Annotated in this window: 9 protein-coding genes; 4 read left to right on the top strand and 5 right to left on the bottom strand. The window is 69.9% G+C overall.

Annotated features, from left to right (window positions below; genetic code table 11):
• Positions 1–178: 178 nt before the first annotated feature.
• Positions 179–406, bottom strand: coding sequence for a DUF3618 domain-containing protein (locus AB0F86_RS28160; protein WP_067984714.1), 228 nt, complete (start codon positions 404–406; stop codon positions 179–181).
• A gap of 78 nt (positions 407–484) precedes the next feature.
• Between AB0F86_RS28160 and bcp the strand changes: the two genes are divergently transcribed.
• On the top strand, positions 485–958 hold the full coding sequence (gene bcp, locus AB0F86_RS28165; RefSeq protein ID WP_225280953.1) for a thioredoxin-dependent thiol peroxidase: 474 nt from the start codon (positions 485–487) through the stop codon (positions 956–958).
• Here the strand turns inward: bcp and AB0F86_RS28170 are convergent, their stop codons facing one another.
• Positions 959–1,693 carry a TetR/AcrR family transcriptional regulator gene (locus tag AB0F86_RS28170; RefSeq protein WP_255495188.1) on the bottom strand — a complete coding sequence of 245 codons (735 nt, stop codon included), beginning with the start codon at positions 1,691–1,693 and terminating at the stop codon, positions 959–961.
• A 120-nt stretch (positions 1,694–1,813) separates the two neighbouring features.
• On the opposite strand from AB0F86_RS28170, the gene AB0F86_RS28175 reads away from it, so the two are divergent.
• Both AB0F86_RS28175 and AB0F86_RS28180 read left to right on the top strand, forming a co-directional pair.
• A complete protein-coding gene (locus AB0F86_RS28175; RefSeq protein ID WP_356986999.1) occupies positions 1,814–2,755 on the top strand; it encodes an ATP-binding cassette domain-containing protein in 942 nt (313 codons plus the stop codon).
• Positions 2,752–3,516 carry an ABC transporter permease gene (locus AB0F86_RS28180; RefSeq protein WP_225280950.1) on the top strand — a complete coding sequence of 255 codons (765 nt, stop codon included), beginning with the start codon at positions 2,752–2,754 and terminating at the stop codon, positions 3,514–3,516. The genes AB0F86_RS28175 and AB0F86_RS28180 overlap by 4 nt, the downstream gene beginning before the upstream one ends.
• A 50-nt stretch (positions 3,517–3,566) precedes the next feature.
• Here the strand turns inward: AB0F86_RS28180 and AB0F86_RS28185 are convergent, their stop codons facing one another.
• Positions 3,567–4,772 (bottom strand): hypothetical protein, encoded by a 1,206-nt coding sequence (locus tag AB0F86_RS28185; RefSeq protein WP_356987000.1) that lies wholly within the window; start codon positions 4,770–4,772, stop codon positions 3,567–3,569.
• Positions 4,773–5,055: 283 nt separating this feature from the next.
• Here AB0F86_RS28185 and AB0F86_RS28190 point away from each other — a divergent pair, with 283 nt between their 5' ends.
• Positions 5,056–5,688, top strand: coding sequence for a TetR/AcrR family transcriptional regulator (locus AB0F86_RS28190; protein ID WP_084457458.1), 633 nt, complete (start codon positions 5,056–5,058; stop codon positions 5,686–5,688).
• Between the two features lie 30 nt (positions 5,689–5,718).
• On the opposite strand, the gene AB0F86_RS28195 is transcribed toward AB0F86_RS28190, so the two are convergent.
• Both AB0F86_RS28195 and AB0F86_RS28200 read right to left on the bottom strand, forming a co-directional pair.
• The gene (locus AB0F86_RS28195) at positions 5,719–6,156 is read right to left on the bottom strand and encodes a holo-ACP synthase (protein WP_067486057.1); all 438 of its coding nucleotides are present in this window, start codon (positions 6,154–6,156) and stop codon (positions 5,719–5,721) included.
• Between the two features lie 11 nt (positions 6,157–6,167).
• The gene (locus tag AB0F86_RS28200; RefSeq protein WP_356987139.1) at positions 6,168–15,473 is read right to left on the bottom strand and encodes a fatty acid synthase subunit beta domain-containing protein; all 9,306 of its coding nucleotides are present in this window, start codon (positions 15,471–15,473) and stop codon (positions 6,168–6,170) included.
• Between the last annotated feature and the right edge of the window lie 248 nt (positions 15,474–15,721).

Consider the following 15,721-nt stretch of genomic DNA (forward strand, 5'->3'; position numbering starts at 1 on the left):
TCAGGCACCGGTGCTTGCTCCTTCGTCGCCTACGCACCGGCACCTGATCGACGGGACGGCCGCCGACCGCCGCTTCGCGGCGTCCCCTCCCTAAGGGTCGGGGAGTTGTGGGTGCGTTTGAATACAGAAACACCCGATGTGGCTTGTGCCGCATCGGGTGTTCTTGTTTGTGGACCGCTCAGCGGCGGAAGAGTTTGACCAGGACCAGGCCCGCTACGAGGGCACCCGCGCCGATCAGCGTGTATTTGACCTTGGGCTCGTTGAACTTGGCGACCACGATCGCCTTCGTGTCGTCGGCGATCCGCTGCGGATCGGCGCGCACCGCCAGTTCGTCGAGCGTGGTCGCCAACCGGGCGCGCGCGATCTCGATCTCGCGTTCGATCCGGTCGGTGTCGTCCTTGGCCACCGTCACCTCCAGGTATGTGTCTGTGCTCGCCCGAGTCTATCCATGCCGTCAGCGGACCCGGTCGGTTACCGTGCGGTGGTGACCGACAACCATCGCCTCTCCCCCGGAGACACCGCACCCGATTTCACGCTGCCCGACGCCGACGGCAAGGACGTGTCACTGTCGGACTACCGTGGCCGCAAGGTGATCGTCTACTTCTACCCGGCCGCCTCGACCCCCGGCTGCACCAAGCAGGCCTGCGATTTCCGCGACAATCTCGCCGAGCTGAACGAGGCCGGGATCACCGTCCTCGGCATCTCCCCGGACAAGCCGGCCAAACTGGCCAAGTTCCGCGACGCCGAGGGCCTCACCTTCCCGCTGCTGTCCGACCCCGAGCGCACCGTCCTGCAGCAGTGGGGCGCGTTCGGCGAGAAGAAGATGTACGGCAAGACCGTCACCGGCGTCATCCGCTCGACCTTCCTCGTCGACGCCGACGGCAAGATCGAGGTGGCCCAGTACAACGTGCGCGCCACCGGCCACGTGGCCAAACTGCGCCGCGACCTGTCGGTGTAGCTACTCGGCGAAGGTGCGGATGAACACCTCGAAACCGTCGAGCATCCGCGCCAGCCCGAATTCGAAATCGGCTCGGGCCCAGTCGATGTCGATCTCGTCTTCGTCGCCGTCGAACGCCGCGCCCGACATGGCCGCCGTCACCGCGGGGAACCGCCGCGGGTCGAGCACGCGCGCCATCACCGAGGCGAAATCGGCACCTTCGACGGTCTGCAGATCGCGCAGCATGCGGCGTTTGCCGATGACGTAGACCGACACGTTCATCACCAGTTGCAGCTTCGCCGGCTCCGGCACGTCGGTCCCGGCGAGCGTGCCGAGCGCCACCTCGAGCCAAGCCATGTTGTTCGGGCCCATCGGCGGCCGGGCCAGCGGAATGTCGATCCACCACGGATGCCTGCCGATCCGGTCGAACTCGGCGAAAGCCCATTGTTCGAGACCTGCGCGCCAGGAGGTTCCGGCGGGGATGTCCGGTGGCGCGCCGACCACGCGATCCATCAGCAGGTCGAGCAAGGTGTCCTTGCTGTCGACATAGCGGTACAGCGACATGGCGGTGAAGCCGAGCTGCTTGGCCACCCTGCTCATCGACAGCGCGGCGACGCCTTCCGCGTCGGCGACCTCGATCGCGGCATCGATGATCTGGTCGATGGTGAGCGCCCGTTTCGGTCCGCGACCGGCCGGCTGGGCCAGCCCCCACATCAGTTCCACCGCTCTGGGTAACGCCGCTTCGCCGGTCGTCATCGACTCGTCCGCCTCCTTCGCTCTGCCACGACTGTAACCGGCGGCCCACTTGTGCCCGACAACTGTTTAGCCTATAAACAATATAGGCCATAAACAGTGGCATCGATCGGAGAAAACACCATGACACCCGAACCACCCGCACTCTCGGTGCGGCAGCTGCACAAGTCATTCGGCACCCACGTCGTCCTCGACGACCTCGACCTCGAGGTCCGTGCGGGCACCGTCTTCGCCCTGCTCGGCCCCAACGGCGCAGGCAAGACCACCCTGGTCCGCATCCTCGCCACCCTCACCCGGCCGGATCGCGGCGAACTGCGCGTCCTCGGCCACGACCCGGTCACCGAGGCCGACGACGTGCGCGCGCTGATCGGCGTCACGGGCCAGTTCGCGGCCGTCGACGGAGTGCTCACCGGCCACGAGAACCTGCGCCTCACCGGCAAGTTGCTGCATCTGGACAAGCCTGAAATCGCCCGCCGCAGTGCCGCATTGCTCGACCGGTTCGATCTCGTCGACGCCGCGGCCAAGCCGGTCGACACCTATTCGGGCGGCATGCGACGCCGACTCGACCTGGCCATGAGCCTGATGGGCCGCCCGCGGCTGGTCTTCCTCGACGAGCCGACCACCGGCCTCGACCCACGCAGCCGCCGTGATCTGTGGAACGCCATCCGCGAACTCGCCGCCGAGGGCACCACCGTCTTCCTCACCACGCAATACCTGGAGGAGGCCGACCAGCTCGCCGACCGCATCGCCGTCCTCGACGGCGGGCGCATCGTCGCCGACGGCACCCCGGAGGAACTCAAGCGGCTCGTCCCCGGCGGACACCTGCGGTTCCGGTTCGCCGATCACACCCTGCTCACCGCGGCGGCGAAGGCGGTGCCGAGCGCACAGGTCGACCCCGAACAACTGAGCATGCAGGTGTCCTCGACGGGCAGCGCAGTGGAGATCAAACTGCTGCTCGACCGGTTCGCCGAACTCGGCATCGCCATCGAGCAGCTCACCGTGCACACACCCGACCTCGACGATGTGTTCTTCGCGTTGACCGGCCGGACGGCGGTGGCGGCATGAGCGCCCTGACCACCGTGCAGGATTCGGTCACCATGCTCGACCGCAATATCCGCCACACCCTGCGCAGCCCGGACACCATGATCATGACCATCGCCCTGCCGGTGATGATCCTGCTGATGTTCGTCTACGTCTTCGGCGGCGCGATGCGGGTCGACGGCGCCTACATCGACTATGTGGTGCCCGGAATCATACTGCTGTGTGCGGGATTCGGGGCATCGACCACGGCGGTGGCGCTGTCGACCGATCTGGCCGAGGGCATCGTCGACCGGTTCCGGGCCATGGCGATCGCCCGCTCGGCGGTCCTCACCGGACATGTCGTGGAGAGCGTGCTGCGCAACCTGGTCACCTCGGCCGTCGTGATCGGCGTGGCCGTGGTGCTCGGCTTCCGGCCGACCACCGATCCGGTGCGCTGGCTCGGCGTGGCAGGCGTGCTCGCGATGTTCGTGTTCGCGCTGTCGTGGTTGTCGGCGGCGCTGGGAATGGTGGCCCGCAACCCGGAGGCGGCCAACGGGTTCACGTTCTTCTTCATGTTCCTGCCGTATGTGAGCAGTGCGTTCGTGCCGACCTCGACCATGCCGACCTGGTTGCACACCTTCGCCGAGAACCAGCCGGTGACGCCGGTGATCGAGACGATGCGCGGGCTGCTGATGGGCACGCCCATCGGTGACAGCGGCTTGCTCGCGGTGCTGTGGTGCGGCGGCATCGCGGTGGCCGGGTATCTGGCCGCGCGGTGGATGTTCCAGCGCCGCACCAGTTCCTGAGCGGAAACGGCACGGGCCGCGCGATCATCTCGCGCGGCCCGTGTGCCGTATCAGTCGGCCGACTGTGACATCCCGCCCGGCGGCGTCATCGCCTGGGCGGGTTGCATGCTGAGCGGGATACCGGTGCCCGGCACCGTCTGCGCGGCGACCGGGATCTCCGGGGCGATCGGCTGTACCGGTTCCAGCGGAAGCGGCTCGTCCTCGCCCGCGTCGCCGTAGAGCTGAGTCGGGTAGTCGAGCGGGAACACCCCGGGGTTCACCAGTTGCGGGTTCGGTGACACCTTCTCGTAGGGCCAGACGTCGGTCGGCGGTGTCGGGTCGACCGCGAGGCCGCTGCCACCTCCGAGCCCACCGGCGGATCCGGTGTCGGCGGCCTCCTGGACAGCGGGGGCCGGATGTGCGGGGGCGGCACCGGGTTCCGAGGACGCGGCGGTGTTGTCGACCGTCGGCGCGCCACCGTCCATCAGCGCGTAGGAACCACCGACCACCAGCCCGCCCGCCAGCACACTCGCCGCCGCGGCGGCCACCGCGGTGCCGCGGCGGGACCGCGCGGGCCCGGTGATCGGCACCACCTTCGTGTCACCGAGCGCGACCAGTGCGGCACCGGCCGCGGGCGCGTAGCCGGCCAGCCGGCACGGCAGCACCGGCACCCCGAAGCCCGCGGCTGCCTCGCGCACGGCGGGCGCGTCGGCCGACGAGCCGATGAGCACCACCGCGCCGGGCCGCACCGATGCCGCATCCAGCTGGTCGCCCGCCGCCGCCACCCCGGCACGCAGCGCCTCGGGCGTGGACGGGCCGGTCTGCGAGCACGCGGCGAGCACGCGGTGCCTGCCCGGATCGAGCAGGGTCATCGCCTGGTAGCCCGGCACCGCCTCGTAGACGAGCAGGGTGTCGAATTCGTCGAGCCAGGTCATCACGCCACCGACGAACAGGTGCGCCGACTTGGCCGACACCAGCGACGCCGAGCTCCACGGCGTGGTCGCCAGATGGGTGACGATGGCGCGGCGATCGGCGGCGTCGCGGTATCCGACTGCCGCACCGGCGATCTCGTAGTCGTCGCCGAGTTCGGAGGCGAGGGCGTCGAGGGCCACCCGTACCGCTTCGGCCGTCTCCGGTCTGCTGTCACCGGCGGTACGGACGGTGCGCCGCAGCACCATCCGATCGGTGAGGGTGCTGCCCGTCTCGGCGAGCGCGACCGCGTGCACGGCTCCACGCTCGGTGCTCACGCCGAGGGTTACCACTGATACTGCTGCCACCAGTCTTGCCTTCCCCTGTAGCGAAACGATGCCCCTGTGCGACGCGGTGCGGTACGAACCGCGAATCAGCGTGCGGATGCACGCACGCTCATCTGATGATTCGTCACCGGTCACGGGTCGGATGGGTGGGAATCACACCGGTTCCTGACACGCTTCGGGTATGCGGATGTCGTATAGGTCCCTCTAGCGCTAGCCTGGATGGGTGGAAGTACATGCGCAGGCCCGGTCCAAGCAGCACCGCCCGGACCCCGCGCTGGAATTGCAGGACGATCCACAGGAATTGATGCCGCGCAAGCGGCCCACCCAGGAGCGCAGCAAGCGCAAGTTCGACGCATTGCTGCAGGCTTCGCGAGAACTGCTGGTCGAGGTGGGTTTCGAATCGTTCACCTGTGAAGAGGTCGCCCAGCGCGCCGAGGTGCCGATCGGCACGCTCTATCAGTTCTTCGCCAACAAGTACGTGATCGTCTGTGAGCTGAATCGGCAAGACCTCGTCGCGGTTTCGCGCGAGCTGGCCGATTTCCACGGCGAGGTGCCGTCGCTGGACTGGTTGCGGCACATGAACCAGTTCGTCGATCACCTGGCGAATCTGTGGACCACCGATCCGTCGCGGCGCGAGGTGTGGCTGGCGATGCAGTCCACCCCGTCCACCCGGGCGACCGGCGCGTTGCACGAGAAGGAGTTCGCCGAGGTCGTGTCGCAGATGCTGCGGCCGCTCACCCCGCGCACTCCCCGCGCCCGGCGCACGATGATGGCCGAGGTGCTGGTGCACGTCGTCTATTCGATGCTCAACTTCTCGGTGCAGGACGAGCAGTCCAACGCCGATGCCGTCGCCGAACTCAAGCGGCTGATGGTGGCGTACCTGCTGGTCGCCGAAAAAGAGTCCAGGCACGCGAAAGGACCCGGGTCGGAGGAGTGACCTCGACCCGGGCCCGGAACGTCTGCGGCGCTAGGAGTTTCCTACCCGTCCTTCGATGAGGTCGGCTAGTTCACCTGGATCTTCGAGAACCACCATGGCCGCGGCAGTGTCGCCGTCGTGGGTCAGCGACAGGTGCACGCGCACGCGCGGCAAGAATTCCGCGGCCAGGCCGTGCAGTTTGATACTCGGCCTGCCCCACGCGTCGTTGACCACTTCGATCAGCGGATACGGGTTGTCCCCGATCTGCGGGCTGCGCGCGAAACGCGACGACGCCCAGGCTTTGAGCACCGCCTCCTTCGCGGCCCAGCGGGCGGCGAAGCTGCGGGCCGGGTCGGTCTGCTTGCTCTGGCAGTAGCGGCGTTCACCGGCGGTGAACGTCTCCCTGAGCATGGCCGACCCGGGCCGCTGCAGCTGTTCGGCGAACTCGGAAATGGTGACCAGGTCCAAGCCGATACCGAGAATCGTCACGAAGCGGCAGCCTACGACGCTTCGCTGGGTTGCGGGGCGGAACCGAGCAGCCCGGTCTCGCAACCGATTCCGTTGGCCCGGTACAGCCCCTGGTCGAGGCGCGCCGTCGGCGAGAGCAGCATGTCGGCCTCGAGCTGCCGGACCTGCTTGGCCGGGGTGCCGTCGGCGCCGAGGCGACGATCGGCCGGCTTCTCGTACAGTGCCGCGCCGCCGCACATGGCCTCGGCGAAACGCTGCCTGCCCGCCAGCTGACGCGCCTGCGCCCGCTCCTGGTACTCCGCCCGCGCGCCCGGTTCGATCGCGGCGAGGAAGGCCTGCGGATGCACCACCGCGAGCAGACCCGACACGTGTCCGAAGCCGAGCGAGGTCACCAGACCCGCCTTGAGCGCGAACTTCTCGCCGAAGCGCAGCGGTTCGCGAGCCCACACCAGATGCGGATAGGCCTGCATCTTCTCGTCGACACAGTCCAGGCTCCGGTTCGGCGGCACCACACCGTTTTCCAGCACCTGGCACAGGCCGATGAGCTGGAAGGCCGCCGCGCCGCCCTTGGCGTGGCCGGTGAGGCTCTTCTGCGACACCACGAACAGCGGTGCGCCCTCGCTGCGGCCCAGTGCGCCCGCGAGCCGCTCGTGCAGCTCGGACTCGTTGGGATCGTTGGCGGCGGTGGAGGTGTCGTGCTTGGAGATCACCGCGATGTCGTCCGGGGTGACGCCGAGTTTGCGCAACTCGGCGGCCAGCCGCGAACCGCTGCCGCCACGCCCCGCACCCAGCGCACCGAGACCCGGTGCCGGGATGGAGGTGTGCACGCCGTCGGCGAACGACTGCGCGAAGGCGAGTACGCCAAGCACCGGCAGGCCCATCTCGACGGCCACGTCACCGCGGGCCAGCAGCACGGTGCCGCCACCCTGGGATTCGACGAAGCCGCCGCGACGGCGGTCGTTGGCGCGGGAGAAGTACCGGTCGCTGATGCCCTTGGCGCGCATGGCCGCCGAGTCGGCGGTGGCCGACATGTCACCGAAGCCGACGATGCCCTCGATACCGAGATCGTCGTAACCACCGGCGACCACGACCTCGGCCTTGCCGAGCCGGATCTTGTCGACGCCCTCCTCCACCGACACCGCCGCCGTGGCGCACGCCGCGACCGGGTGCACCATCGCGCCGTAGCTGCCGACGTAGGACTGCACCACGTGCGCGAGTGCGACGTTGGGCAGTGCCTCCTGCAGGATGTCGTTCGGGCGCGGCTCGCCGAGCAGGTTGTCGACGTAGAGCGAGCGCATCGACGACATGCCGCCCATGCCGGTGCCCTGGGTGTTGGCCACCAGGCTCGGGTGCACCCAGCTCATCAGCTCGTCGGGGCTGAAGCCCGCCGAGACGAACGCGTCGACGGTGCAGACGATGTTCCAGAGCGCCACCCGGTCGATCGAGGCCGCCATGTCGGCGGAGATGCCCCAGATGGTCGGGTCCCAGCCGGTGGGTATCTGACCGCCGACCACGCGCGACAGCTTCGCCTTGCGCGGGACCCGGATCTCGGTGCCCGCCTTGCGGGTGACGGTCCAGTCGCTGGAGTCGGCGACCGGGGTGATCACCGTGTGCTCGGGATCGGCCGTGTGGAACGCGCGGGCCTCGGCCTCGCTCGCCACCGTGAACGACAGGTCCTGGTCGAGGAACACCGAGGTGAGCAGCGGGGCGGCGTTGTCGAGCATGGCGCCGTCGTCTTCGTAGCGGCGCACACCGCAGCGTTCCACGACGGTGTCGTGGTAGCGCTCGGCCACCTCTTCCTCGGGCACGAAGTCCCCGGATTCGGTGTCGTACCAGCCCGGCTTCGGCTCGTTCTCCCAGCGGATCAGACCGGTGGTCCAGGCCAGCTCGAGCACGCCCGCGGCCGACAGCTCGTCCTCGACCTCCATCTCGAAACGCGTGCGCGCGGAGCCGTACGGGCCGAGCTCGCCCGCGCCGACGATGACGACCATCTCGCTGAGATCGGCGGTCACCTCGCCCCATTCGGGCACCGGCAGCGCCGAGCTCATGGTCGGCGGTGCGGGCAGCGCGGCGATGGTCGCGGCGGTGGCCGCTTCCTCCTCGGCCGCGGCCGCGGCTTCCTGTGCCTGCTTGGCCAGCGCGGGCAGGTCGAGCTTGGCGCGGGCCAGGCCGCCGGTGAGGTCGATCTGCTGCGGGCCGGTGACCGTCACCTGACGGGCCCGTGAGGTGCACCACTTCAGCAGTTCGTCGGCCATCTCGGTGGTCGACCAGGTGTGCACGCCCGCCGCCTCGACGGCCTCGACCATCGGGTCGTTGTGCCCCATCAGCCCGGTGCCGCGCACCCAGCCGATCAGCGCGTGCACCAGGGTGACCCGTGCGGCCCACGACTTCTCGGCCCGCCACTTGGCGACCACGGCGTCGAGCGCGGCCTTGGACTCGCCGTAGGCACCGTCGCCACCGAAGAGGCCACGGTTGGGCGAACCCGGAAGCACCACATGCAGTTTCGCGTCGACGTCATGATCGGCGCCGAGGGCGGACAAGCCGCCGATCAGCCGCTCCACCGACCACAGCAGCACGCGCATCTCCATCTCGGCACGCGCACCGACGTCGGCGAGATCACCCGCGACGCGCGGCGCCGCGAACGGCAGCAGCAGCGTCGGAGTCATGGCGTCCTTGACCTTGATCTTGGCGCCACCGGCGTTGTCGACCTGCTCGGACCCGACCCACTCGATGAGCGCGTCCAGATCCTGGTAGGAGGCCATGTTCGCGGGGACGACCCACAGCGCCGCGCCGTGGCGGGCGTTGTCGCGATACAGCGAACGGTAGAACCGCAGCCGTTCGTCGTTCAGGCTCGAGGTGGTCACCACCACGGTGGCACCGCCGGCGAGCAGCTTGCCGGTGACGGCGGCGGCGATGGAACCCTTGCTGGCACCGGTGATCACGGCGACGTCGTCGGACCACAGCCCCGGTTCGCTGGTGTCGAGGGCGACCTGCGCGATCTGCGCGTACACCCCGGCCAGCACCGAGCGGGCCTCGTACATGGCCCGCTGACGCCACCAGTTCGCCTGTGCGGCAACCGCTTCCCCGGCACCGTAGTAGCCGTCGATCGACAGCTGGGCGGTCTCGGCGTCGTTGCCGAGCCACATCTTGGCGAGATCCTCGCGGGCGGTGGCCCAGCGGTCGTCGATGAGGACGGCCTTGCGAGCGTCGAACGCGGGAGCGACCAGACGCGGCCAATCCGAACCCAGTTCGGCCGACACCAGGTCGACGAGGGTATCGGGGGTGGCTTCGGGTGCGCTCACCTGCTCGCTGAGGCCGAGCTGCTCGAGCACCACGCGAGCCGCCGTGGCGAGCACGCCGTCGCGACCGGTGATCTGCTCGGTGAACTCACCCAGCGCGGCCGCGTCGACGGTGCCGCCCGACGCGCCACCGGCCGAGGGCAGCGAGACCGCGACCCCGCGCCGGGCGGCGACGGCCTGCACGGCCGCGTCGATGGCGGCATCGACGGAGGCAGCGTCGGTGAGGGCGCCACCGACGAGTCCGCCGAGGTCCCCGCCGCGCACGCTGGCACCTTCGCGGGTGCCGAGCGAGACCTCGGCGGTGACGTGGCTGGCCCAGCCGTCACCGAGTTCCCAGACCTTCTTGACCCGGTCGGCGATGGCGGCGGGCCGCTTGCCCGACGGCCCGAAGACCTTGCGCAGGTGGTCGCCGATGGCGTCGGTGAGCACGGTGCCGAACGGCTTGTAGGTGCGGGCCAGGCGTTCGACGGTGGCCGCGAGCGCGCCCATGTCGGCGTCGGCGGCACCGTCGATGGCACCGAGCGAGAGCTCCGCGCCGAGGTCGACCAGCAGCTGGTTGCGGCGCGAGGACACACCGTCGCAGAGGCCCTCGATGGTGTCGACCGGGCCGATCTGATCCAGGCGCAGCTTGGTCCACAGCGCGATGAGCACGCGGGTGGCATCGGCGGCGGTGAAGGCGATGTCGTCGGGGCGCGGTCCGCCGGTCGCCACCGGTGCGGCGGCCACGGGAGCGGCTGCGGCGGCGGGGGTTTCGGCGACCGGGGTCTCCTCGATGTCGTCCTCGACGGGCGCGGGATCGGTGTCGGTGGAGTAGACGACCGCGGCGTCGCGCTCGACATTGACCACCTCGACCGTCGCCCCACCGAACGCGGGCAGCTTCAGCGTCTGGCTCGCCAGGTTCGCCACGGTCGGAGTGGCACCGAGACCGATCTCGACGAAACGCTCCACGCCGAGACCACCATGGGCGGTGTCGGTGAACAGCAGGTCCTGGGTCTCGATCCAGCGGACCGGGCTGGCGAACTGCCAGGCCAGCAGCTCGATCAGCACCACGCGGCACAGCTCGGCGTCGCGTTCGGCCCAGCTGTCGAAGTCGGCGAGCACCGCTTGCAGCGGCTCCGACGGCACGAGTTCGGCAATCTCGGTAAGGAATTCACGCTCCAGCGAGAACGGCCGCGGCACCAGGTTCGGGATGTAGCGCCCGACGAGCACCTCCGGGTGCACCTCGGTGGGCAGCAGCTGCTCGAGCTTGTGCCGGAACTCCGGCACGCCGTCGCGCAGCACCGAGGAGTGGAACGGCACGTCGATACCGGGGACCAGGATGAACGCCCGCTTGCCACCGAACTCGGCGCGGCGACGGTCGATCTCGGTCTCCAGTGCCTCGAGCCCGGCCACGGTGCCCGCAATGGCGTACTGCGAGCCGCGCAGGTTCAGGTTCACGACCTCGAGGAACTCGCCGGTCGCTTCGCCGATGCCGGTGACGAAGTCGATGACCTCGTCGTCGGGCAGGCCGATCTGCGACGGGCGGATGGCGGCCATCCGGTAGTCGCTGCGGCCCTGCGCGTCACGCGGGACCAGCTCGTGCATGGCCGAACCGCGCTGGAACACCACCTCGAGCACGGCTTCCAGCGGCAGCACACCGGCCACGGCGGCGAGTGCGTTGTACTCACCGACCGAGTGCCCGGCCAGCATGGCGCCTTCGACGAAGGCACCGGCCTCGCGCAGCTCGGCGACCTGGGCGACACCGAGGGTCGCCATGGCGACCTGGGTGAACTGGGTCAGGTGCAGCACACCGTCGGGGTGACGGTGTTCGACACCGCGCGCCTTGAGGTAGGTGGGGTTGTCGCGCACCACCGCCAGGATCGAGAAACCGAGTGCTTCGCGGGTGTGCGCGTCGGCACGCTCCCACACCTGCTTGGCCGCCTTCGAGCGGGTCAGTGCGTCCAGGCCCATCCCCTTGCGCTGGATGCCCTGCCCGGGGAAGGCGTACACGGTCTTCGGGGCGGCGGTGCGCCCGGTCGCGGTCATGACCAGGTCACCCTCGACGCGGCAGGAGACCTCGACGATCTCGGCGCCCGCGTCCACCGCGATCCGCTCCACCCGCACGTCCACGGTCGCGCCGGGGCGCACCATGCCGAGGAACCGGGTGGTCCATGCCGTGAGAGTGCGTGCGGGAACGGAGCTTTCGGGATCCACCGCCACCACGGCGTGCTGGGCGGCGGCCGAGAGCCACATGCCGTGCACGATCGGGCTGCCGAGGCCGGCCAGCTTGGCGGCGGCCTCACTGGTGTGGATCGGGTTGTGGTCGCCCGAGACGGCGGCGAAGGCGTGCATGGCGCGCGGCGCGGCCATGCTCACATCGCGACGGCGGCGACGCGGGGTGTCGGTGGCCGCGCCGGACACGGACCCGGCGGCCCGCGGCGGGTCGGTGAGTTCACCGGCGCCGTTGCGGCCACGGATGGCGAACCGTTCGACCAATCGGGCCAGCGGGGTGGCGTCGAGGCCCTGATCGAGGATGACGCCGATGCTCACGGCCACCTCGACCACGCGGCCCATATCGGTGTCGACCACTTCGCCGCCGTCGGCGCGGACGACGAGAATCGCTGTCTCCGAGGGCAGTTCGGCGAGCAGTTCGATCTGGTGATCCAGGTGGACCAGGTCGAGCATGCCCTCGATCACCGAACCGCCGGCGGGCGTGCGGGCCGCGCCGAGCACCGCGAAGACTGCGGGCCAGCAGGCGCCGACGAGCACGTCGGGTGCGGTGCGGCCGAGGGTGCTGAGCGTCTCGGGCAGACCCGAGCCGGTGACGCCCGCGTGGTCGGCGATCAGATCCGGTTGCCAGGCCAGGTTCAGATGTGCCACACCGGATTTCACGTCGGGCAGCGATGCACCGGCGGCCACGCCGAGCAGGGCGGACATGGCGGTTTCGGCATCGGCTTCGGTGATGACCGGCGCCCCGCCGGAGTACACGCTCGTCGGGACGGTGATCCGGATCCGCACAGCGTCCTTGCCGAGCAGCGGAACAACCAGCTCGACGTAGCTGAATTCGGCTTCCGGGCCGGTCGTTTCGGTCAGGGTGGCACCGGTGCCGGTATGCACCGCGCTGCCCTGCTCGACCACCCACTCCGACAGCGCGCCGAGGCGATGCACCGGGTTGACGGTGGTGCGCCCGGCCCACTGCACATCGGGGGCCGCCAGCACCGTGTCGATCGGGCCCGCGACCACACCGGCCACCCGGCGCGCGTCCACCGGCGCCGGGGTGACACCCGAGCGGACCAGGCTGAACGCGGCGTCCTGCTCGAAGCGGTCGAGCAGTTCGCCCACCGGCTCGTCGACCCGGGTGATACCCGCGACGGCGACGGTGCCGGGGATGACGCACACCTGGTCGGCCGAGTAGCGCGGGTCATGGGCCTGCCACAGCGAATCCGAGCGCCACCAGCGGCGCACATCGGCGTCGATGACGGGCACGAAGTTCACCGGCTTGCCCGGCGTCTTGCACAGCGACACGAAGAACGGCACGTCGGCCGGATGCAGCACGGTCTCGGCGACGGCCGGGTACTGCTTCTTCAGCGCGCACAGCGCCTGCACGGGGTGCTCGAAGTCGGCGTCGTCGGCGAAGAGGGTTTCGATCTCGCCGCGGTCGGCCGGGTGCAGCCGGGCCTCGGTGCGGCGCATCATCTCCGCGAACCGGTCGCGCCAGCTGATGTCGAGCCAGTCCGAGCGCGTGGCGTCGCGAATGGCGTCACCGATATCGCTGCCGCAATCGAAGGAGATCGGAACATCGCTGGAAACGGCCAAGGAGACATAGCGTTCCAGCCACTGCTGGTAGGTCATGGTCGCCACGTCGCCGAAGTACGGCTTGGCGGTGGCGTCGAGCGCGGCGATGATCTCGTCGCGGCGCGCGGCCACGGCGTCGGCGTCACCGGCGACCTCGTCGAGCAGGCGGCCGGTGCGCGAGGCGGCGTTGTCGATCTCGTGGATGTCGGCACCGAGCTGGCTACGGCCCGAGGCCATGCCGCCGCTCGCGGTGCCCGCGCCGACCCAGTCGGGGGTGCCAGGGGTGTCGACGAGCAGCTGCTTCACCTCGGGGGCGGTGGTTGCCTCGAGGGTGGCCATGGCCGCGGTGCCGACCAGCACGCCGTCGAGCGGCATCACGGGGTAGCCGTGGTTGCTGGCCCAGGTACCCGTGAGGTAGTCGGTGGCGCGCTCGGGGGTGCCGATGCCGCCGCCGACGCAGACGACCACGTTGGCGCGGGCGCGCAACTCGGCGTAGGTGGCCAGCAGCAGGTCGTCCAGGTCTTCCCAGGAGTGGTGCCCGCCCGCCTTGCCACCTTCGATGTGCATGATCACCGGGTAGTCCGGCACCTCGTCGGCGATCCGCAGCACCGCCCGGATCTGGGCGACGGTGCCCGGCTTGAAGGCGACGTGGCTGATACCCACCTCGGTGAGCTCGGCGATCAGCGCGACGGCTTCGTCGAGTTCGGGGATACCCGCGGTGACGATCACGCCGTCCAGCGGCGCACCGGCCGCGCGCGCCTTCTGCACGAGCCGCTTGCCGCCGAGCTGCAGCTTCCACAGGTACGGGTCGAGGAACAGCGAGTTGAACTGCACCGCGCGGCCCGGCTGCAGCAGCTGACGCAGTTCGGTCATCCGGTCGGCGAAGATCTGTTCGGTGACCTGTCCACCACCGGCCAGCTCCGCCCAGTGCCCCGCATTGGCCGCCGCCGCAACGATTTTCGCGTCGACAGTGGTCGGCGTCATGCCGGCGAGCAGGATCGGTGAACGGCCGGTGAGGCGGGTGAACGCGGTCTCCACGACGATGCGGCCGTTGGGCAGGCGTACCGGCTTGGGCGCGAACGCCGACCACGGCACCGACGGTTCGGGCGCCGCACCCGGGGTGAGCAGGCTGCGCTGACCCGCGCGCGTGGCCGCCGCGACGACACCGACACCGGTGCCCTTGAGCGAACCACCGGTGAGGCGCGAGAGCAGGTCGCCGGGGCCGAGGTCGAGGATCCACTGGGTGCCCGCCTCGACGGCGGAGTCGACGATGGCGACCCAGTCGATCGGGTCGACCAGGATCTGCTGGGCGAGGGAGGCGGCGAGGTCTACGTCGAGCTCGCACTGACGGGCCCAGCCCGCGACCACGTCGACGGTCTCGGCCAGTGCCGGATGATGGAAGGCGACATCGACGGTCACGTCTTCGAAGACGGGCGAGAACACCGCGCCACCACGGATCTTCGCTTCGCGCTCACGGTTCTGTTCCTCGTGCAGCTGCGCGCAGCGCGCCCGCACCCGGTCGATCTGCGCGGGCGCGCCCGACAGCACGACCCGCCTGCGCCCGTTGCGGATCGACACCACCGCGGCCTGCGCCGGGTCGACCCCTTCGCCCACCTCGGCGACGATCGCGCGCAACTGCTCCGGATCGACATTCGACACCGCCACCATCGGCGAGCGCTCCCCCACCGGCATCAGCCCGCGCCTGCGCGCGATCAGACCGGCGGCCGCACCGACGAGCTGGGCAATCGCCAGCAGCTCCGCGTCGCGCGCGCCACCGGCCCGCACCGCTTCGGCGGCGAAGAGCCCCTGGGAGTGCCCGATGACGGCGACCGGCGCGTGCTCGGCCGGGTCGAGACCCTGCAGCCGCAGCGCGCGAATCGCCGCGAGCTGGGTGAGCAGCACGCCGGGCATCGATACGGCCGCCGACCGCAGTACCGCGTCGGCCGGCGCCGAGGACGGCTCCTCCGGCTCGTCGAGTTCGCTCTCGAGCACCCAGCCCATGGGGTCGAACCCGCCGGGACGAACCATCAGCAACTGGGTGGCAACCGGATCGACCAGCGCCGCGGCCTCGCCGACCAGCGCCGTCAGTTCGGATTCCAGCGCGCTGTCGCGCCCGATCTCCTCGAGCTCACGCAACCACTGCGCGCCCTGCCCACCGAAGGCCAACGCGTATCCCGCGCCACCGCGCAACTGCTCGAGCAGCGACACCCGGACACCCGTTGCCCGGCCACGACCTTCGGCTTTCGCGGTCGACCCCGTGCCCATCTCGGTGCTCTCGTTGATCGTCAAGTCGCTCGACTTCCTTCTCCTGGCGCTCCGCCCACCGACGGCACGCACACGTATCCGGCAGCCCCTCGGGCCTGTTAGAAGCCACGATCGCACAAAATCATGAGGAAAGCCTCACGTTTCCCGCCCCCACGGCAGCTACCACCCAGTATTTCCGTACGACCGTACAAGTTTATTCTGAAACATGACCCCGCCTCATGTTTGAACGCGCAGGTGAGGCCCTACTG

It is taken from the genome of Nocardia sp. NPDC023733 (assembly GCF_040639775.1).
Classification (GTDB): domain Bacteria; phylum Actinomycetota; class Actinomycetes; order Mycobacteriales; family Mycobacteriaceae; genus Nocardia; species Nocardia rosealba.